Origin of the sequence: Arthrobacter sp. SLBN-100 (genome assembly GCF_006715305.1) — a bacterium.
Lineage (GTDB): Bacteria > Actinomycetota > Actinomycetes > Actinomycetales > Micrococcaceae > Arthrobacter.
Map to the genome: position 1 here is coordinate 3,307,633 of NZ_VFMY01000001.1, position 20,202 is coordinate 3,327,834.

General features: G+C 67.1%; 18 protein-coding genes. 13 read left to right on the forward strand and 5 right to left on the reverse strand.

Translation table 11 applies throughout. From position 1 onward, the window contains the following. Positions 1-50: 50 nt before the first annotated feature. The 4 genes from FBY31_RS15230 to FBY31_RS15245 all read left to right on the forward strand — a co-directional run bounded on the left by FBY31_RS15230 (position 51) and on the right by FBY31_RS15245 (position 3,161). Positions 51-1,208 (forward strand): hypothetical protein, encoded by a 1,158-nt coding sequence (locus tag FBY31_RS15230; protein WP_235013081.1) that lies wholly within the window; start codon positions 51-53, stop codon positions 1,206-1,208. Between the two features lie 33 nt (positions 1,209-1,241). Beyond that, the gene (locus tag FBY31_RS15235) at positions 1,242-2,102 is read left to right on the forward strand and encodes an HAD family hydrolase (protein ID WP_142042723.1); all 861 of its coding nucleotides are present in this window, start codon (positions 1,242-1,244) and stop codon (positions 2,100-2,102) included. Between the two features lie 17 nt (positions 2,103-2,119). After that, positions 2,120-2,506 (forward strand): hypothetical protein, encoded by a 387-nt coding sequence (locus FBY31_RS15240; protein WP_142042726.1) that lies wholly within the window; start codon positions 2,120-2,122, stop codon positions 2,504-2,506. 70 nt (positions 2,507-2,576) lie between these two features. Continuing rightward, positions 2,577-3,161, forward strand: coding sequence for a histidine phosphatase family protein (locus FBY31_RS15245; protein ID WP_142042729.1), 585 nt, complete (start codon positions 2,577-2,579; stop codon positions 3,159-3,161). Positions 3,162-3,200: 39 nt separating this feature from the next. Here FBY31_RS15245 and FBY31_RS15250 read toward each other — a convergent pair whose 3' ends face one another. After that, a complete protein-coding gene (locus tag FBY31_RS15250) occupies positions 3,201-4,115 on the reverse strand; it encodes an AEC family transporter (protein ID WP_235013213.1) in 915 nt (304 codons plus the stop codon). Between the two features lie 187 nt (positions 4,116-4,302). Then, positions 4,303-4,902: a MarR family transcriptional regulator gene (locus FBY31_RS15255; RefSeq protein ID WP_142042735.1), complete on the reverse strand. Its 600-nt coding sequence runs from the start codon at positions 4,900-4,902 to the stop codon at positions 4,303-4,305. 122 nt (positions 4,903-5,024) lie between these two features. On the opposite strand from FBY31_RS15255, the gene FBY31_RS15260 reads away from it, so the two are divergent. Continuing rightward, positions 5,025-7,418 carry a phosphoketolase family protein gene (locus tag FBY31_RS15260; protein WP_142042738.1) on the forward strand — a complete coding sequence of 798 codons (2,394 nt, stop codon included), beginning with the start codon at positions 5,025-5,027 and terminating at the stop codon, positions 7,416-7,418. Between the two features lie 4 nt (positions 7,419-7,422). On the opposite strand, the gene FBY31_RS15265 is transcribed toward FBY31_RS15260, so the two are convergent. The 3 genes from FBY31_RS15265 to FBY31_RS15275 all read right to left on the reverse strand — a co-directional run bounded on the left by FBY31_RS15265 (position 7,423) and on the right by FBY31_RS15275 (position 10,147). Further along, on the reverse strand, positions 7,423-8,181 hold the full coding sequence (locus FBY31_RS15265) for a DUF429 domain-containing protein (protein WP_142042741.1): 759 nt from the start codon (positions 8,179-8,181) through the stop codon (positions 7,423-7,425). An 11-nt stretch (positions 8,182-8,192) separates the two neighbouring features. Beyond that, a complete protein-coding gene (locus tag FBY31_RS15270; protein ID WP_442858181.1) occupies positions 8,193-9,572 on the reverse strand; it encodes a carboxylesterase family protein in 1,380 nt (459 codons plus the stop codon). A gap of 86 nt (positions 9,573-9,658) precedes the next feature. Next, positions 9,659-10,147, reverse strand: a complete 489-nt coding sequence (locus FBY31_RS15275; RefSeq protein ID WP_142042744.1) for an inorganic diphosphatase — start codon at positions 10,145-10,147, stop codon at positions 9,659-9,661. Between the two features lie 154 nt (positions 10,148-10,301). Here FBY31_RS15275 and dacB point away from each other — a divergent pair, with 154 nt between their 5' ends. The 8 genes from dacB (at position 10,302) to folP (ending at position 20,198) form a co-directional block, all read left to right on the forward strand. After that, entirely contained in the window at positions 10,302-11,816 is a 1,515-nt protein-coding gene (dacB, locus tag FBY31_RS15280) for a D-alanyl-D-alanine carboxypeptidase/D-alanyl-D-alanine endopeptidase (protein ID WP_142042747.1), read from the forward strand. A 459-nt stretch (positions 11,817-12,275) separates the two neighbouring features. Continuing rightward, a complete protein-coding gene (locus tag FBY31_RS15285) occupies positions 12,276-13,409 on the forward strand; it encodes a zinc-dependent metalloprotease (RefSeq protein ID WP_142042749.1) in 1,134 nt (377 codons plus the stop codon). 218 nt (positions 13,410-13,627) lie between these two features. Continuing rightward, positions 13,628-14,731, forward strand: a complete 1,104-nt coding sequence (gene tilS, locus FBY31_RS15290; RefSeq protein WP_142042752.1) for a tRNA lysidine(34) synthetase TilS — start codon at positions 13,628-13,630, stop codon at positions 14,729-14,731. A gap of 30 nt (positions 14,732-14,761) precedes the next feature. Next, the gene (gene hpt / locus FBY31_RS15295) at positions 14,762-15,313 is read left to right on the forward strand and encodes a hypoxanthine phosphoribosyltransferase (protein ID WP_142042755.1); all 552 of its coding nucleotides are present in this window, start codon (positions 14,762-14,764) and stop codon (positions 15,311-15,313) included. A gap of 17 nt (positions 15,314-15,330) precedes the next feature. Next, positions 15,331-16,380 carry a LacI family DNA-binding transcriptional regulator gene (locus FBY31_RS15300; RefSeq protein ID WP_268815648.1) on the forward strand — a complete coding sequence of 350 codons (1,050 nt, stop codon included), beginning with the start codon at positions 15,331-15,333 and terminating at the stop codon, positions 16,378-16,380. 168 nt (positions 16,381-16,548) lie between these two features. Then, positions 16,549-18,612, forward strand: coding sequence for an ATP-dependent zinc metalloprotease FtsH (gene ftsH, locus FBY31_RS15305; protein ID WP_142042758.1), 2,064 nt, complete (start codon positions 16,549-16,551; stop codon positions 18,610-18,612). A gap of 10 nt (positions 18,613-18,622) precedes the next feature. Then, complete coding sequence (gene folE, locus FBY31_RS15310; RefSeq protein ID WP_142042761.1) at positions 18,623-19,267, forward strand: GTP cyclohydrolase I FolE; 645 nt, start codon at positions 18,623-18,625, stop codon at positions 19,265-19,267. A gap of 10 nt (positions 19,268-19,277) precedes the next feature. Beyond that, positions 19,278-20,198, forward strand: coding sequence for a dihydropteroate synthase (folP, locus tag FBY31_RS15315; RefSeq protein ID WP_142042763.1), 921 nt, complete (start codon positions 19,278-19,280; stop codon positions 20,196-20,198). Positions 20,199-20,202 lie beyond the last annotated feature (4 nt).

A 20,202-nucleotide genomic window follows, 5' to 3' on the forward strand; every position in this document is an offset into this window, starting at 1 on the left:
AGGCCAGTCTGCGCACTGACTTCCGGGCCTCTTCCCGTCAGCCTTGTGGCATGGAGATTCGGCCCGGGCTTATCGATTCCGCCGCTGTCCTGCGTGCGCGGGGGACCACGGACACCATCCACCGGGAGTTTCGGGCGGGACGGCTGGTCCGGATCCGCCGCGGTTCCTATGTCCGGACGGCGGACTGGCTCAGTGCCCGGCCCTCCGAGCGCTTTGCCTGGACGACGGCGGCCGTGGCCAGGTCGGTGAAGGGTGCGGTATTGTGCGGGGAAACCGCAGCCCTGGCCAACGGATTGCCTACGCTCCGCACACCGGGGTACGTGGAACTGGCCACAACACTGCCCGGGCGAAGCGGAGTGCGCCGCTCGCCCCTGATGGTCCTGGGCGAGGACGCTGCTGCCCGGCAGGCCCGGGAAAAGCGTTCATATCCCCTCCGCTACTGCTTGAAGCCGGCAGGTGAAACTGTGGTCCGTGGGGAGTTCCGGTGCACAAGCCCCGTTCAAACAACCTTGGACCTGATGGTTGGCGGCAAACTTGGCGAGGCCCTGGTGGTCGCCGACGGACTGGCGCGGATGTTGCATCACCAAGGCACGCTGCCAGCGGACGCCAACCTGCTGGCCTTACCCCAAATCGTGGAGGGCATCTCGTCCCATCCGCACGCTTCGGCACAGCGCCGGGCCGAACGGGTGGCGGCCCTCGCGAGTCCGCTGGCCGAGTCCGTGGGTGAGTCCTACAGCCGGGCAGCTTTTGAGTTTCTTGGATTCGAGCAACCTGTGCTCCAGCACGTCTTCCGGGACGCTGACGGTTTCATTGGCAGGGCAGACTGCTGGTGGCCGCGGAACCGGGTTGTTGGGGAGTTCGATGGAAAGGCCAAGTACGTAGAGGCCGCCATGCGTGGTGAAGCCACTGCAGAGGAAGCCGTTTACCGGGAAAAGCTCCGCGAGGACCGCATCCGTGCGCTCGGCCTTGGCTTCGTGCGCTGGGGTTGGGTGGATGTGGAAGAACCGGAGCGACTGCGGCGGAAGCTCCTGGCAGCCGGGCTGCGCCCCCGGATCAGGGGCCAGTTCGCGGATCAGGACCTTGTAGGCCAGGTTTCGCGAACAAGCCCAGGAGTGCAGAACCCCGGCCCGAGTGAGGTTAACAACCACAACGGGGAAAACCTGCGGGTATTAACCCATTGTTCAAAAACTCTGTGGCGTGCGTCCTAGCGGTTTTTTAGGGGTTTCTGCTCTACTTGATGGATGACAACGCTGACTGAAACCTCAGTCGCCGGCAACGATGACCGGCGAGACAATGAAAACAACAACGTAGACCAGACGCTGATGGTCGCCCTGGACGTGGACGGCACCCTGGTGGACCACGACGGGCACATGTCACCTGCCGTTCGCGAAGCGGCGCAGGCGGTAGTAGCAGCGGGGCATGAGGTCATGATCGCCACCGGCCGCTCCCTCAACGCCATGCTGCCGATCATCGAGAACATCGGGATCGAGCGCGGCTATGCGGTGTGCTGCAACGGCGGCGTGACTCTGCGGCTCCACCCGGAGTTCGAAAACGGCTACGAGGTCATCCATAAGGCCACCTTCGATCCGGCTCCGGCCCTCCGTGCCCTCCGCGAGCGGCTTCCGTCCGCCAAGTATGCGCTGGAGGACGAGGACGGCAACTTCCTGTCCACCGAACGCTTCCAGGACCCGAGTTTCGGTGTGGAGGCTGTCGGCGTCGACTTCCACACCTTGCTCGAGGCCACCGCCGTGCGCGTGGTGGTGTTCAGCACCGAAAACACCCCGGAAGAGTTCAACGAGGCCATCGGGCACGTAGGCCTTGCGGGTGTCACGTACTCGGTGGGCTGGACGGCGTGGCTGGACATTGCGGCTGCCGGCGTCACCAAGGCCAGCGCCCTGGAGAACCTGCGCGGCCGGCTCGGCATCGAACCGCACCTCACGGTGGCAGTCGGCGACGGGCGGAACGATATCGAAATGCTCAGCTGGGCCGGCCGGGGAGTTGCCATGGGCCAGGCCCCGGAGGAAGTCATCGCCGCCGCGGACGAGGTTACCCACTCGGTGTACGACGACGGCGCCGCGCACGTGCTGCGCAGCCTCCTTTAGTTGCCGCGCGACTGACGGTGCCTTTAGTTCAGTTGGCGGCCGTGGCCGCGTGCGCCGTTCTAGCCTGCCTTGCCGTCTTCCAGGCCGCCCTGATCAGCGGTGCTCCGCTCGGGAGAATGGCGTGGGGAGGACAGCACGAAGTCCTGCCTGCCGGGTTGCGGGTGGGAAGCGCAGTGTCGATTGTCCTGTACGCAGCTTTCGGGTACGCGGCGCTCGCCAAGGCAGAGTTGGTGCCACCCTTGGGCAATGAGGTTGTCACGTCGGTAGTCACGTGGGTGCTGGCAGGCTACTTCGCTCTCGGGGTGGTGATGAACGCGATATCGCGGAGCAAGTCCGAGCGCGACGTCATGACGCCGGTGGCACTGGCCCTCGCCGTCGCTTACCTGGTTCTTGCCGTCAACTAAGGACCGGCCAAGGCGCCTCACGGGAGCCTCGGGTCCGGCTGAGTGCCCGCCGTCGGGCAGAATGGACAGCATGACCCTTACGACGTTCGCCCTCATCCGCCATGGCCAGACTGACTGGAATGCGCAGCGCCGGCTGCAGGGATCCACGGACATTCCGCTGAACGACGTCGGCCGGGCCCAGGCGCGTGACGCCGTCGCCGTTTTGTCCGCTTACGAATGGGACGCGATTGTGTCCTCGCCGCTGAGCCGCGCCGCCGAAACTGCCGACGTGATCGCGGCCGGACTGGGGCTCAGCGAGGTCCGTCGCATGCCGGAACTTACCGAGCGGAGCTTCGGACCGGCGGAGGGCATGCAGGCGGGCCCGGAACTGGATGCCCTGCGCATCCCCGGCGGTTTCCGCGGCGCCGAAAGCGAGGACGAGGCAGCCGACCGGGGACTTGCCGCCCTGGAGGCACTGGCCGGCGAGTACCGCGGACGGCGCCTTCTCGTCGTCGCGCACGGGACGTTGCTTCGCGTAAGCCTCAGCCGCGCCGTGGGCAGCACGCTGAAAAGCATCGACAACGCGGTACTTAACCTTGCACACCACCATGCGATCGACGGCTGGCAGCTCGAATACTTCAACGGCGAGCCGGTCATGGCGGCAAGCCAGGGCTGACATTCGGCAACCGCGGCTACCGCAGAGCCAAAGACAGCGTCAGCCAAACAGCAGCGCGGCTCCGAGCAGGAGCGGGACGGACAGGACTGTGGTGATCACGGCGGTCGACTGCGCCAGCGCCTGGCCCACACCGTAGCGGATGGAATAGAGGACCACGTTTTGTCCCGTAGGCAGGATTGCGCAGGCAGTGACAACGAAGGTGCTGAACGCGTCGAGGTGGAAGACGAATGCCGCCAACGCCCACGCCAATGCAGGATGGACGGCTGATTTAAGCACGACGGCGACAGCTGTGGGAGCGGCCTCGCCGGTACCCCCGCGAAGCGTGAGCCCGTGCAGGGACATCCCGAAAATGATCAGCATCAGCGGCACAGTCATCTGCGCGGCCAGGGAAACCGGGGCGAGCACGAGTTCCGGTACTTTGACGTCGAGTGCGCTGAGGAGGATCCCCAGCATGGCCGCGACAGTGACGGGGTTCCGGAAGGGCGTGGAGAGGACCTTCAGGACCGACAGTTTGTGCCCCTTGGGATCCGCCAGATCCAGGATGGTGAGGGCAACCGGCGTCAGCAGGGCGAGCTGGAACAGCATGATCGGCGTGACGTACGTGGCGCTGCCGAGGACGTAGGCGGACAGCGGCACCCCGAGGTTGGTGGAGTTGACTATCCCGGTTGTCAAGGCGCCGATGACTGTCCGCCGGGTTCCCCAGCGGCGCAGCGCCCCCACCGCGGCGAAGATTGCCATGCAGGCGATGGCCGTGACAATGGAAATCAGGCCGGTGGCGCTCAGGACCTCGGTGATGTGCCGCGTGACAATCATGGAAAACATCAGGCTGGGCAGCCCGACAGTGAACGACAACGCGGAAAGCACCTTGGTTCCCTGCTGACCGAGCACGTTGTACCGGGCCAGGAGGTATCCGGCCAGCAGCACCATGCCCACAACAAAAAAGCCCTTCAGCACCCCTTCCAAAAGCCAGGCCTCAATTCTCTTCGGGGAATATTTGCACCTGTAAACCTACCCGGCTCTGAGATGTCAACGGTCCGCCGGCCCCGGGGTGCGTGGAAACCGGGCTCGAATGCGGGTTCCTGGCCGTCGGTGGCGTCATCCCGCTGATCCTTCGCCGGACCCTCGCAGCGGCAAGTAAGCCTTAGCGCGCCTCGAGGATCAGTGCCAGCAACCGGGCTGCGGCCGGGCGGGCGGCATGTTCCTCGTTCCACTGCGCCCGGGCCACAGCCTTGCTGACGGCCTGCGTGGTGATCCCGAGTTCCTGCGCCACGGCCTTCTGCTGCCCGCGCACCCCCGGCGTCAGCAGGTCAAGGACGCGCCACTCGGCGCCGGACCGGTCGCGGACGATATGCCCCAGCAGCCGCAGCACCGCCTCGGCGTCGTGGGCCACGTCGGCCAGCGGCCCCTCCACAGCGACCGGGACCCGGTCCTTGCTGTTCCGCAGCCGGTCCACCGCACGCCGGGCGTACACCAGCCCGTGGCCGGATGCGTCCTTGATCTGGTTGGGCAGCGGCTCATTAACAGGCCCGACGCCGATCCCCACGTACCAGGAACCGGCACGCAGCGCGATCAGCGCCACCTCCACCGCCTGGTGCGGGCACTCCACGATGCCCTGGACTTCGTCTTCCACGGACCGGTCGAAGTCCAGGCGCGCAGGAATGTGCCGCAGGTCCTTGAGCAACTGCGGCACCAGGTCGCCGTCGCGCCGGCTGTCGGTCTGGTTGATTGTCAGCGTGAACATTTAAACCAAAAGACTACCCGCAGGTAGCCTCGCCCGGGCAAGCGGGGTTGCCTCACCCGGACGCATCTGGTGCGATGGAGCAACGGCCGCCTTGAGGCGGTGACCGCGACGTGAGGATGGTTATGACCAGCAGCATGGGGCAGGACGAACTGGAACTTGTGGACCGCTGGTGGCGCGCCGCCAACTATCTCTCGGTGGGCCAGATCTACCTCCGCTCCAATCCGCTGCTGCGCGAACCGCTCAAGGCTGAGCACACCAAGTCGCGGCTGCTGGGTCACTGGGGCACCACGCCCGGGCTGAACTTCATCTACGCCCACCTGAACCGCATTATCCGCCGCGACTCCGCCGAGATGCTCTTTGTGGCCGGTCCCGGGCATGGCGGTCCCGCCGTCGTCGCGAACGCCTGGCTGGAAGGCACGTACTCCGAAATCTACGGCCACGTGGGCAACGACGAGGATGGCATGGCGGAGCTCTTCCGCCAGTTTTCCTACCCCGGCGGCATCCCCAGCCACGCCGCCCCGGAGAGCCCCGGCTCCATCAATGAGGGCGGTGAACTCGGGTACTCCCTCGCCCATGCCTACGGCTCGGTCCTCGACAATCCCCAGCTGGTGGCCGCCGTCGTGATCGGCGACGGCGAGGCGGAGACCGGGCCGCTGGCCGCCAGCTGGCACTCCCACAACTTCCTGGACCCGGCCACGGACGGAGCGGTGCTGCCTATCCTGCACCTGAACGGCTACAAAATCGCCAACCCCACAGTCCTGGCCCGCATGCCCGAAGCACAGCTGGAACAGCTCCTGCGCGGTTACGGCCACGAGCCCTACTTCGTGAACGTGAAGGATCCGGACAACACGGAGCAGGCCCACCGGGACTTCGCAGAGGCGTTGGAAAGCTGCATGACGGACATCCGTGCCATCCAGGACTCGCGGCGGGCGCCGGACAGCGGCGGCGAGCAGGCAGGCAATGGGGAAGCTGCGGAAGCCCCCCACTGGCCCATGATCGTCCTGCGCTCGCCGAAGGGCTGGACCGGGCCGCGCAAGGTGGACGGGCTGCAGGTTGAGGGGACATGGCGGAGCCACCAGGTGCCGCTCTCCGAAGTCCGCACCAACGGCGACCACCTGCGGCTCCTGGAAGAGTGGCTGCAGTCCTACCGCCCGGAGGAACTGTTCGACGGCGACGGCCGGCTCCGCCCCGACGTCGCCGAGGGTGCGCCCACGGGCGACTTCCGGATGAGCGCCACGCCCCACGCCAACGGCGGCCTGCTCCGGCGGGCCCTGAAGCTGCCTGCCTACCGTGATCACGCCGTGGAGGTTGCAAAAGCCGGGACCGAGCGCGTCAGCCCCATGATCACGCTCGGCTCCTGGATGCGGGACGTCGTGGCCCTCAATATGGAGAACTTCCGGCTGTTCGGCCCGGATGAGACGGCCTCGAACCGGCTCCAGAGCGTCTACGAGGTCACCGACAAGGTGTGGCAATACCGGATTGACGACGTCGACGAGCACCTTGCGCGTTCCGGCAGGGTGATGGAGGTGCTGAGTGAGCACCTGTGCCAGGGCTGGCTTGAGGGCTACCTCCTGACCGGCCGGCACGGCGTCTTCAGCTGCTATGAGGCCTTCATCCATATCGTTGATTCGATGTTCAACCAGCATGCCAAATGGTTGAAGGTGCACCGCAAGCTCCCGTGGCGCCAGCCTGTCGCCTCCCTGAACTACCTGCTGTCCTCGCACGTGTGGCAGCAGGACCATAACGGGTTTTCGCACCAGGACCCGGGGTTCATCGACCACGCCGTGAACAAAAAAGCGGAGGTCATCCGGGTGTACCTGCCGCCGGACGCCAACACCCTGCTGTCCGTTATGGAGCACTGCCTGGACTCGACCGACTACGTGAACATCGTGGTCAGCGGGAAGCAGCCCTCACCCACCTGGCTGGGTCCGGCCGACGCCGCCACGCACTGCCAGCGGGGGCTGGGCATCTGGGGGTTCGCCGGGTCCGAGGTCCCCGGCGAGGAACCCGACGTCGTCCTGGCCTGCGCCGGCGACGTGCCCACGGTGGAGACGGTGGCCGCGGCGGAGCTGCTCAGCGAAGGCGCCCCGGGCCTGAAGGTCCGCGTGGTTAACGTGGTGGACCTGATGCGGCTGCAGGACGAGAGCGAACATCCGCACGGGCTTCCTGCACGGGACTTCGACGGCATCTTCACCACGGACAAGCCCATCATCTTCGCCTACCACGGTTACCCCGCGCTGATCCACCGGCTGGCCTACCGCCGCAGCAACCAGGAGGGCCTGCATGTGCGCGGCTACAAGGAGGAGGGAACCACTACCACCCCGTTCGACATGGCCATGCTGAACGGCATCGACCGGTTCCAGCTTGCCATCGACGCCATCGACCGGGTCCCCGGCCTGGCGGAGAAGCACTCGCTGCTGCGGCAGGAGCTCCAGGACCGGCAGATCCGCGCCCGGGAGCACACCCGCACGCACGGTGAGGATCCGGAGGAGATCCGCAACTGGAAACTCGGCTGACCCCTCACTCCTGGTCCGGCAGTCCGTCGAGGCCACCGGCGGGCAGATGGATCCACCCTTCTTTGCGGGCGGCTGCGGCGTGATCATTGTCAGGCGGCAGGGTCAGCCCGACGGCGGCTGCACGGGCGGTGAGGGCAGCGACGACGGCGTCAAACAGGTCGTCCGAGCCGGCCAGCCGGTCCTCGTTGCCAGCTAAGTCCAGCCACGGCGCCTGCTCCCGCAGGCTTCCAAGCAGCACCGACAGGCGTTCGGCTTCGGTGGTGCCGCGTCCTTTGTAGCCGCGGGCAGCCAGGCCCCAGAGCTTGAGTGACGCAGCGGGGTAGACCTCGGCCAGCTTGCCGGAGCCGTCCCGCGGCTGGGGGCCGTGGAGTGCTGCGATCTTTGCCTGGATGACCGCGCAGCGCATGGCCGGGTGCGCGAGCCGGTCTGCCGAGACACTGAGGGGAATCAGGCCGGTCCGCTCGGTGACGAACCGGTCCGTGTCCCGGTATGCCAGCAGGCGCCGGCCCGCGATGCCGTCGTATGCCAGGACCGGGCCGGCGTCGAAGTTCAGGTGTCCGGTGAGGAACGGGACCAGCGCCTGCGGCCAGCCGACGGGGCAATCAATGCCCGTCATATCCGTGGCGCCAAAGAGGTCCACGATGTCCTGGTCAGCCACGTTGAGGGTGAGGTGTATCAGCCGCGCGGAGCCCTGCTCCCACTCTATGACCGCGACGGCTGTCTTTTTGGGGGCCGCGGCAAGGTCCACCCCGAGCGTTCTCACGTGACCAGACTTTACCTCTGGCTGCCCTGGGCCGCCCCGGCAACCTGACGGGCGTCAGCCCATTGGTGCTCCGCCCTGTACGCCAGCGCGCCCGGGATCCCGCCCTTCTTGCGGAGGGAGTCTCCCCGGGCGAAAGCTGCCCACAAGGCCCGCACCTGCCGCCCGACGTCGTCCACGTCCTGCCAGCCGGCGCCGGCGATCAGTCCGACACCGTCCCACGTGTTCCGGTTCCCGAAGAGGAGCGGGAGGTCGACGGTGTGGGCAGCACCGAAAATGTTGCCGGGTGCATGCCAGCTCAGTACGTACCGGTGGGCTTTTCCGCCCGCCCTGGCATGGCGCCGGGCGAATTTTCGCGCCGCCCTGCCGTAGACGGTCTCGGTGACCACCCAGTCAATGGCCCTGATGGCGGGGGTCCCCAGCAGCGGAATCCGGGCCAGCCGCTTCAGGTACGGGCTGCGCGGCAGGAACAGCCGCGCCTCCTCGGACGTGTGCCCGATCAGGACCTCTATGCCCGGTGCGGAACGGTCCCACGCGGCCTCGATGCCTGATTCCTCCGGCAGCGGCGCGTGCCCGTATTGGGTGCCGAAAGGCATGGCGGCCAGCATGCCGAACTTCCGGGCCACCTGCGCCACGTGGTCCTCCCGCTCCACGACCTCCATGGCCGGAGTGTCTTCAGTAACCGCCTCGGCCGCGATGCCCATCGCATGGTTCATTTTTGCCCTGCCGCGGGATATGCCCAGCGGGGCACTTTGGATGATGGCCCGCTGGAACAGCCGGGGTGCATCAGGGGTGGCCATGAGGTGGGCGATGGCATCGCCGCCGGCGGACTGCCCAAAGGCTGTCACACAGCCCGGATCGCCGCCGAATGCCGCAACGTTCCGCTGCACCCAGCGGAAGGCCTCGAGCTGGTCCAGCAGGCCCAGGTTGCCCGGGCGGCCCGACCGCGTGGCCAGGAAGCCGAACAGCCCCAGCCGGTAGGTCACCGAAACCACCACCACCCGGTTTTCGGCCACGAGCGCCGCCGGGTCGAAGATGGCCAGGTCGCCGGAGCCGGTGGTGTAGGAACCGCCGTGGATCCAGACCATCACCGGCAGCCGCTCACCTGCAGCAAGATCGGCGGGCATGGTGACGGAGAGGTTCTGGCAGTCCTCGCTGCCCGGAAGCTCCCCGTAGCGGGTGCCCAGGACGTCGTCGAGGAACGGCACCGGCCCCTGCGGGCAAGCGGGGGCGGGGGAGCTTGCCGCAAACGGTTGGGTCCAGTCCGCGGCAGGTACGGGAGGCTGGAAACGCGCCGCCTTGGCGTAAGGAATTCCGGTGGCCCGGACGACGTCCCCGTCGCACCAGCCGGTAACAGGACCGCAAGGCGGGTTAAAAGCAGGCTGCAAACTCACCCTTCACCTTAACCACAACGCGGGGTCGCTTCCGGCCCAATCCGGCGGCCGGAATGGGCGGGAAGTGACCCCGCGTTGCTGTTATGTCAGTGGCCGGTGGGCACGTAGCGCTTGATGGAGGCTTCCAGCTCGGCTTCGGCGGCGGCGCGGTCGCCCCAGCCCTCGGCCTTGACCCACTTGCCCGGCTCCAGGTCCTTGTAGCGGGTGAAGAAGTGCTCGATCTCCTTGATCAGGAACTCGTTGACGTCGCTGACTTCCTGGATGTGGTCAAAGCGGGCATCCACGGGAACGCAGAGGACCTTAGCGTCTCCGCCGCCGTCGTCAGTCATGTTGAAAACGCCGATGGGGCGGGACTCAACAATCACGCCGGGGTGCAGGTCGAAGTCCTGCAGGAGCACCAGCGCGTCCAACGGGTCGCCGTCCTCGCCGAGGGTGTTCTCGAAGTATCCGTAGTGCGTGGGGTACTGCATGGAGGTGAAGAGGACGCGGTCCAGGCGGACGCGGCCGGTCTCGTGGTCAACTTCGTACTTGACGCGCGATCCCTTGGGGATCTCGATGGTCACGTCATGCTTCATGGAATGCTCCTCGGCAATTGCAGGGGGTTCGCGGCACACTTTACGGCCCACTAAAGGGAGTGTCCGTGCCGCCGACTACTATTGAGGATATAGCGAGAGGCCCTGGAATCAGGAACTTGTGGGGACATTTCAGGACTTGAGGACCAGCACCAGCATGACCAAACCAACTGCCGCGGAACCATGGCCTGACCGTGCCCGCCACGGTCTCCGCGGCGCGGTCGCGGCCCTGAAACGGTGCTGGCCTTCCGTTGTGCTGGCGGCCCTCCTGGTGGTCCTCATCGTCCCCGGGGCCCTGCTGGTTGCCCCCGGCTTCCTGGGGCCGGAGGCTCCTGCCCCCGCTCCGCCAGCGCCGGAATGGCAGCAGGCTCCCGCCACACTGTCACCCGCACGCGGACTTGCACCGCTGGATCCCTCAGCGAACCTCCCGCTCGCGTCCAATGTCACTGCCCAGGTGGAGCCGCTGTTGAAGGCCGACGGCGGCGGGAGCTTTACGGGGCTGGTGCAGGATGGGCTGACCGGGCAGGTCCTCTTTGACCGCGGCGGTTCCGAGAGCAGGGTGCCGGCCTCGAACATGAAGCTGCTGACGGCGGTGGCGGCGCTCCGCTCCCTCGGTCCGGAGCATCGCTTCACCACCTCGGTGGTGGAAGGTCCGGAAGCCGGGCAGGTGGTGCTGGTGGGCGGCGGCGACGTCCTCCTCGGAGCCGGGGAGTCGAACGGAGGCCAGGTGATGGGCCACGCCGGCCTGGCGACGCTGGCTGCCCGGACTGTGGAGACGCTGAAGGCTGCGGGCACCGCCGGTGAGCTTAAAGTGCTGGTGGACGATTCTATCTTCGCCGGCCCTGCCCTTAACCCGGCGTGGGAGAGCGGGGATGTGGCTGCCGGGGAAGTGGCGCCCGTGTATCCCTTGGCCATGAACTCGGCCCGCTACGATCCCGCCGTCACCACCGGCCCGCGTCCGCAGGATGCGGCAACCACGGCGGCGGAGGAATTCGCGGCCCGGCTGCGGACGGCAGGCGAAGCCGCGGGGCTGGCCGTGGCGGCCGCCGTCGAACGTTCACCCCGCTCCACGCAGTCAGGCGGTGAGGAATCCCCGGAGCCGGCAGTCCTGGCTGAGGCGCAGTCGGCAACGGTGGGCGAGCAGGTGGACCTCATGCTGCAGGCCTCGGACAACTACCTTGCGGAAGTGTTGGGACGGATGGCATCGGTAGCGGCAGGCGGACCGGGCAGCAACGATGGCGCCACGGCCGCTGTCCGCGCGCAGCTCACCGAAGCCGGAATTTCCGTCGACGGCATCAAACTTGTGGATGTGTGCGGCCTGGCTATGGACAACCGGGTCTCAGCCCGCCAGTTCTCCGAGGTGGTGCGGGCCATCGCTGCAGGCCCGGACAGCCGGTTGCGCGCCGCACTGGACGGCTTCCCCGTGGCCGGCCTCACCGGCACGCTGGACGCTCGTTACGGCGAAGACTCAACAGCCCGGGGTGCAGGCCTGGTCAGGGCCAAGACCGGCACCCTGAACACGGTGCTGGCGCTCAGCGGTTACGTGGTGGACTCTGACGGCCGCCTCCTGGTCTTCTCCTTCATCGGCAACGGCCTCACGCCGGGCGCCGCCGGCAACAAGGTGGCATTGGACCGGGCTGCCACGGCGCTCGCCGCCTGCGGCTGCCGGTAGCGGTGGTTTTGGTGCTGCCGCTGGTGCTCTTCCCGGCTGGTGCTGTACCGCCGCTAGGACTCCCGGCATGCCGGCTCGACCGCCTGCAGGTCTGGTGCGGCGGTACTGACGGATTGAACCCTTGACGGCTGCGTTGCAGGTCCGGCGGCAACAGCGGCGGTAGCAGTGGCGGTGGCAGCGGCGGTGGCAGCGGCGGTGGCAGTGGTGCCCGGCAGGGCAGCCATCACGACGGCGGCCGCGAAAGCCTGCGGTGGGTGAGGGCGGTTCTGCCCCGCATGAGCGGTGCCGGCCAGCACCGCTCATGCGGGCCCGGGCAGTCCAAGCGGGCTGGAAATTCGGCAGTTTGGGTTCGGCTTTTGCGTTCCTGTGAGCCGGCTGTCGGTGTTGGAGGCTGCGCGGTGGTTCGCCGGTCAGCGAACTTAAGGACTATCCACAGCCTGCTGTGTTCTGATGGGACCTATGGAGTCCACTGCAGGTGAGTCGTCAGCACAAACGTTGTCCAGCCAGGCCTCGTCCCTGATCAACTGGGACCTTGCCGCCTCCACGGCCGCGCGGTTGGCTCCCGCCGGGCCGGTCTTGAACCATGGCGCTATCGGTGACGCCGTGGAGAGCCTGCGCAGCCTCGCCGACGCCTCGGTGGAGCATGTCCACGAGATCACGGGGCTGGAAGCGGCACGGAATCTCCGGGATTCCACCGTGCTGGTGGTGGACCGCGCCTCCTGGGCCAAGGCCAACACCCAAAGCTTCGCCGTGATGCTGAAGCCCGCCATGGAAAAGATGCTCGAAAGCAGGCGCGGTTCGTTGAGCCCGGGGGCCGCGAGTGTCAGCGGCGCCATCACCGGCAGCCAGCTGGGTGCTGTCCTGGCCTTCCTGTCCAGCAAGGTCCTTGGCCAGTACGATCCGTTCGCGGCGCTCGCGGAGGGTTCCAGCGCGCCGTCGGGTGGACGCCTGCTCCTGGTTGCCCCCAACATTGTTGCCGTCGAGCGGGAACTGAACGTCACCCCGGAGGATTTCCGCCTCTGGGTCTGTCTGCACGAACAGACCCATCGGGTCCAGTTCGCTGCGGCGCCCTGGCTGCGGCACCACATGCTGCAGCAGATTGACGAGCTCAGCGGGCACCTGCTGGGCAATGTCGATTCGCTGATGGAGCGTGCCACCGCCGCCGCCCGCTCGCTGAAGGACCGCTCGGCGAACGGAAATACGCCCGGGCGCGGCGCCATCCTCGACCTGCTGCAGGATCCCGAGGAGAAAGCCGCCATCTCACACCTCACCGCCGTGATGAGCCTCCTCGAAGGCCACGCCAACGTGGTGATGGACGCCGTGGACGCCAGCATTGTGCCGTCGGTGAAGACCATCCGGCAGCGGTTCAACGATCGCGGCAAGGACCGCGGCGTCATCGAAAAGTTCATTCGCAGCCTCTTGGGCCTGGACGCCAAAATGCGCCAGTACTCCGACGGCGCGCGGTTCGTGCGTGCCGTGGTGGATGTCGCGGGAATGGAAGGCTTCAACCGGGTGTGGGAGTCGGCGGACCACCTGCCTACCGAGCCCGAAATCCACGATGCCAAACTGTGGCTTGAGCGGATGGGGCTCTGATTAACACCGTTCCCCAACGCAGCCAGCCAGCCCAGCGCAGCCAGCCCGCACTGCCGAGCGAACCAGTCCAGCCCAGCCAGCCAGCCCTGCCCAGCGAACCAGTCCAACGCAGCCAGCCAGCCCGGCCCAGCGAGCCAGCCCAGCCCAGCGAGCCGGTCCAGCGCAGCGGACGACGACGGCCCGGCCGTTTGGCGCCCGTCGTTGGCACTGCCCGCAAAATGCTTCAGGACGCGCTGGCGCAGGCCGGCTACCCCCGGCACCTCCTGGTCGCCTGCAGCGGGGGACCGGACTCCCTGGCCTTGGCGGCAGTGGCCGCCTACTTCGCGCGCCGCGGCCACGTTGACGGCCACCCGGTGACGGTGGGCGCCGTGGTGGTGGACCATCAGTTGCAGGAGGGGTCCGCCCAGGTGGCGGCCCAGGCAGCCCGCGTACTGCAGGAACTGGGCCTTGCCCCCGTGGAAATCCGGACGGTGACAGTGGCCACTGCCGGCACAGGACCCGAAGCCGCGGCGCGGGAAGCCCGGCACGCAGCGCTTGAAGCGGCCGCCGGGAACCAGGGCGCGGACGCCATCCTGCTGGGCCACACCCTGGACGACCAGGCTGAACAGGTGCTCCTGGGCCTGGCCCGGGGGTCCGGAACCCGGTCCATCGCCGGGATGAGGCCTGCCCGCGGCAAGCTGCTGCGGCCCTTCCTGGGACTCCGCCGGGCCGAGACGGAGGAGATCTGCGCAGCCGAGGAGCTGGACCCTTGGCACGATCCCACCAACTCGGATCCGGCCTTCGCCCGGTCGCGCACGCGCGTGGAAGTCCTGCCGCACCTTGAGGAAAAGCTGGGGCCCGGCGTCGCGGAATCCTTGGCCCGGACAGCCTCTATCCTGCAGCTCGACGCCGACTACCTGGAGGAAGTGGCAGAAAGCACCTTCACCTCCCTCGTGGAGCGGAACGGCCCCGAACTGACCCTTCCGGAGGACGCGTTGCGCAGCCTGGCCCCCGCCATCAGGTTCCGCGTGATCGCGAAGGCAGCGGCCGACGTCGGCGGGCAGCAGCCCAGCTACCAGCGCCTTTTGGCGGCCGAAGCGCTGCTGCGGCGGCAGGGCTCCGCCGGCCCGGTGGAACTGCCCGGGGGCGTGAGTGTCTACAGGTTGTCCCTCGCGCAGCTGGAACACCTCCCGTCCCGGGACAGCACCGATGGGGACAGCAGCGTCCCGGGCAGCCCCGCCGCGGACAGTGCCAGCAGGGCCGATAAGCGCGCACCCGTTCACCGCGAAGGCATACGCTGTGGGAAGCTAGTATTCCGGCCTCAAAAACCGCCCGCAAAATAGTCGCACCCCGCATCTACACAGGAGCCATTGGTGGATTCAAACGACGTCCAGGCAGACCTCAAGCACGTTCTCTACAGCAGGGAGCAGATCCAGCAGCGCATCACCGAGCTCGCTGCACAGATCGACAAGGACTACGAGGGCCGCGAGATCCTCATTGTGGGCGTCCTCAAGGGTGCTGTGATGGTGATGGCTGACCTGGCCCGCGCACTTCACAGCCACATCTCCATGGACTGGATGGCTGTTTCGTCCTACGGCTCCGGCACCCAGTCCTCGGGAGTTGTCCGCATCCTGAAGGACCTGGACACGGACCTGATGGGCAAGGACGTCCTGATCGTGGAGGACATCATCGACTCCGGCCTCACCCTCTCCTGGCTGAAGACCAACCTGGAATCCCGCGGCACCGCCTCCGTGGAAATCTGCACCGCCTTCCGCAAGCCCACCGCCGCCAAGGTGGAGATCGACGTCAAGTACGTGGGTTACGACATTCCCAACGAGTTCGTGGTGGGCTACGGCCTGGACTACGCCGAGAAGTACCGCAACCTGGACTTCGTCGGCACCCTCGCGCCGCACGTCTACGAGTAGGCTGCGCCTTCTCGAACTTGCGTAACAACATTGGCATCAAGGACGTGGCCATGGCCGCGGGAGTGTCCGTCACCACCGTCTCCCATGTCCTGAACGATGTTGCCTACGCGCGCGTCAGTGCTGAAACCCGGAACAAGGTCCGGTCCGCGGCCGAGCAACTGGGCTATGGCCCCAACCGCCTGGCGCAAGCCCTTCGCAGCCGGCGTACCGGGATGCTCGGCCTGGTCAGCGAGGACATCGCCACCACACCGCACGCCGGCCGCATCATCCTGGGTGCTGATGATGCTGCCCGGGCCCGCGGCTACACCCTGATGGTCATCAACACCTCCGCTACTGCCGGCGCGGCATCCCGCGAAGCGGACGTGAAGGCGCTCCTTGAGCGGCAGGTGGACGGCATCCTCTACGCCACGATGTATCACCGGACAGTGGAAGCCCCGCCCAACCTGGGCGAAGTACCGGCTGTCCTCGTTGATGCCGTCAGCGCTGGAGGGGGATTCGCATCCGTGGTCCCGGACGAGTACGGCGGCGCGCGCACCGCCGTCGAAACCCTGCTCGCCGCCGGGCACACCCGCATCGGCTTCATCAACAACACCGTGGACGCACCCTCCACCCTCGAGCGGCTGCGCGGCTTCCGCGAAACACTGGCCGGCGCAGGGCTCGACGGCGGCGGGGCGCCCGTGCAGGCAGCCTCGTCTGACGCGCAGGGCGGCTACGAGGCCGCGCGCCGCATTCTCGAAGGCGACATCCCGCCGTCGGCCCTGTTCTGCTACAACGACCGCATGGCCATGGGTGCCTACCGCGCCGCCGCTGAGCTGGCCCTGTCCATCCCCGCGGACCTGTCCGTGGTGGGCTTCGACGACCAGGAACTGATCGCCGCCAACCTGCACCCCGGGCTTACCACCGTTGCCCTGCCACACTATGAAATGGGCGCCTGGGCCGTGGAGCGCCTGATTGGCACGGTGGAGGGAACGCCGCTGCCGGGTGCTTCTGTCCCGGAACCGGTACTCCTTAATTGCCCGCTGGTTGCCCGTGCCTCCGTGGCCGGGCCCCGGGTTCAGGCCCAATAGCTGCGCCCGTGCAGGTGGCGCCCGCTACGCCCAGAGGGAACTTTTGCCCCACACCATGCGTGATCTACTCCGGACGGTGTATAGCTAGAAGCTGACGCAGCACCATCACGCGCGCAGAGTACTCGCCGTGCAGCACTACCAGGAGGGACGGGGCCAGCCCCCGAACAGATGAAAGCTAAGAACTTCTTCAAGGGCCCGGGCATCTGGATCGTCGTTGTGATCGGGATGCTCCTGGTGGCCTTTGCAACGCTCGCTCCCGGCGGTGCAGCCCGGATCGACACTGACAAGGGCCTTGAACTGCTCGCCGGCAACCAGGTGGAGCAGGCAAAGATCTTCGACGGCGAAAACCGCGTGGACCTGGTGCTGAAGGACAACCTCCAGCTGGACGGGCAGGACAAGGGCAAGAGCGTCCAGTTCTTCTTTGTGGACGCCCGCGCCCAGGACGTGGTTAAGGCCGTCACCGATTCCAAGCCGGCCGAGGGCTACACGGACCAGCCGATCGAAAGCAACTGGTTCTCCGGCCTGCTCTCGCTGCTGATTCCGGTCATCCTGCTCGGTGCGCTGTTCTGGTTCCTGATGACCCGGATGCAGGGCGGCGGCTCCAAGATCATGCAGTTCGGCAAGTCCAAGGCCAAGATGGTCAGCAAGGACATGCCGCAGGTGACGTTCGCTGACGTGGCAGGCTCTGATGAGGCTGTGGAGGAACTGCAGGAAATCAAGGAATTCCTGCAGGAACCGGCCAAGTTCCAGGCTGTTGGCGCCAAGATCCCCAAGGGCGTGCTGCTGTACGGCCCCCCGGGTACCGGTAAGACCCTCCTGGCCCGCGCTGTCGCAGGCGAGGCAGGCGTGCCCTTCTTCTCCATTTCCGGCTCGGACTTCGTGGAGATGTTCGTGGGTGTGGGCGCCTCCCGCGTCCGCGACCTCTTCGAACAGGCCAAGGCCAACTCTCCCGCCATCATCTTCGTGGATGAGATCGACGCCGTCGGCCGCCACCGCGGTGCCGGCATCGGCGGCGGCAACGATGAACGCGAGCAGACCCTGAACCAGCTGCTGGTGGAGATGGACGGCTTCGACGTCAAGACCAACGTCATCCTCATCGCCGCCACCAACCGGCCGGACGTGCTGGACCCCGCGCTGCTGCGCCCGGGCCGCTTCGACCGCCAGATTGGCGTGGATGCGCCGGACCTGATCGGCCGCGACCAGATCCTGCAGGTGCACGCCAAGGGCAAGCCCATGGCACCCACCGTGGACCTCAAGGCCGTTGCCAAGAAGACGCCCGGCTACACCGGCGCCGACCTCGCAAATGTCCTCAACGAGGCCGCGCTGCTCACCGCCCGCTCCAACGCCAACCTGATCGATGACCGCGCGCTGGACGAGGCCATCGACCGCGTCATGGCCGGCCCGCAGAAGCGCAGCCGCGTCATGAAGGAGCACGAGCGCAAGATCACCGCCTACCACGAAGGTGGCCATGCCCTGGTGGCGGCCGCGCTGCGGAACTCCGCCCCGGTCACCAAGATCACCATCCTTCCCCGTGGCCGGGCCCTCGGCTACACCATGGTGGTCCCGGAGAACGACAAGTACTCCGTGACCCGCAACGAGCTCCTGGACCAGATGGCCTACGCGATGGGCGGCCGCGTGGCAGAGGAAATCGTCTTCCACGATCCCTCCACCGGCGCCTCCAATGACATCGAGAAGGCCACCGGCACCGCGCGCAAGATGGTCACCGAATACGGCATGAGCGAACGCGTCGGCGCCGTCCGGCTGGGCCAGGGCGGTGGCGAACCCTTCCTCGGCAGGGACGCCGGCCACGAGCGCAACTACTCCGACCAGATCGCCTACGTGGTGGACGAGGAAGTGCGCCGGCTCATCGACCAGGCCCATGATGAGGCCTACGCCATCGTCATCGAGAACCGGGACGTCCTGGACCGGCTGGCCCTTGAACTGCTGGAGCGCGAAACGCTGAACCAGGCTGAGATCGCCGATATCTTCCGTGACATCCGCAAGCGGGACTTCCGCGAGGTATGGCTCTCCAAGGAGACCCGCCCGGTGCAGATGGCGGGCCCCGTGGAGTCCCGCCAGGAGCGGGCTGAGCGTGAAGCCCAGGAAGAAGCGAAAAAGGCGCGCCTGGACGAGCCGCTGGACGCCCAGCCGCCGCATCCCCAGGGAGTTCCGGAAGACGCTCAGTTCCAGGGAGGCATCCCCGACTCGGGGCCTGAGGCCCTCCGCGGCTAAGCTTTCTTACGTGACTCACTTCGACGACGACGACGTTCCCGCCTCCGCCGGATCCCCGGCGGAGGGCGGTGCCCACCATTCAAAGCACCAGAAGGTGGACCGGCCGCGGATAGAGGCAGCCGTCCGCGAGATTCTCCTGGCCATTGGAGAAGACCCGGACCGCGGCGGCCTCGTGGACACTCCCAAGCGGGTGGCCAAGGCCTATGCCGAGGTGTTTGCCGGGCTGCGTCATGACCCCGCCGAGGTCCTGTCCACCACCTTCGACCTCGACCATGAGGAACTGGTCCTGGTAAAGGACATCCCCTTCTACTCCACCTGCGAGCACCACCTGGTGCCGTTTCACGGCGTGGCCCACGTGGGCTACATTCCCTCGCATGACGGCAAGGTCACCGGGCTGAGCAAGCTGGCCCGGCTCGTGGATATCTACGCCCGGCGTCCGCAGGTGCAGGAACGCCTCACCACCGAGATCGTCGAGGCGATGGTCCGCTACCTCAAGCCGCGTGGCGCGATCGTCGTTGTTGAATGCGAACACATGTGCATGTCCATGCGCGGTATCCGCAAGCCCGGAGCGAAGACCGTCACCAGTGCGGTCCGCGGGCAGCTTCATGACCCGGCCACCCGTGCCGAGGCCATGAGCCTCATCCTCGGAAGGTAATCAACAGACCATGGATTCACTAGCTGCAGCGCCGGGAACCGGCCCCGCAACTTCGCCACTGCCCATCCTGCGCAAACCGCGCCCGGTGGCCCGCTTCGAAGACCTGCCCACGGACCGCACGCTGGTCATGGGCATCGTCAACGCCACCCCGGACTCCTTCAGCGACGGCGGCCGGCACGCCACAGCGGATTCAGCCATTGCCGCGGGCCTGCGGATGTTCTACGCGGGAGCGGACATCATCGACGTCGGAGGCGAATCCACCCGTCCCGGCGCAGAAGACGTCAGCCCGGAAGAGGAACAGCGGCGGGTGATCCCCGTGATTGAGGTGCTGGTGAAGGCCGGCGCCCTGGTCAGCATTGACACTATCCACGCCTCCACCGCCGCCGCCGCGCTGAACGCCGGCGCGGCCATCATCAACGACGTCTCCGGGCTCACCATGGAACCGGAAATGGCCGAGCTCGCGGCGTCGTCCAAGGCCCCCTACATCCTCACGCACCGCCGCGGCGACGCGCGCACCATGAACTCCCTCGCAGAGTACAAGGATGTTGCCGGCGAAGTGGTCGCCGAACTGGCCGGAGTACGGGACAAGCTTTATGCCGCCGGCGTCAGGCCGGAACAGATCATCATCGACCCGGGCCTGGGTTTCGCCAAGAACGACGCCCAGAACTGGGAACTCCTGCAGAACCTGGACCAGCTGGACAGCCTCGGCCACAAAGTCCTGGTGGGCGCCTCCCGCAAGAGGTTCCTCGGCACCCTCCTGACCGTTGCCGGCAAGACAGCCGCGCCGCAGGAACGCGATGACGCCACCGCAGCCATTACCGCCATCAGCGCCTACCGGGGTGCGTGGGCAGTGCGCGTGCACGACGTCGGCCCCAGCCTGGACGCCGTGAAGGTTGCCGCGCGCATGGCAGCCCCAAGAACCAGCCAGTAGGCCC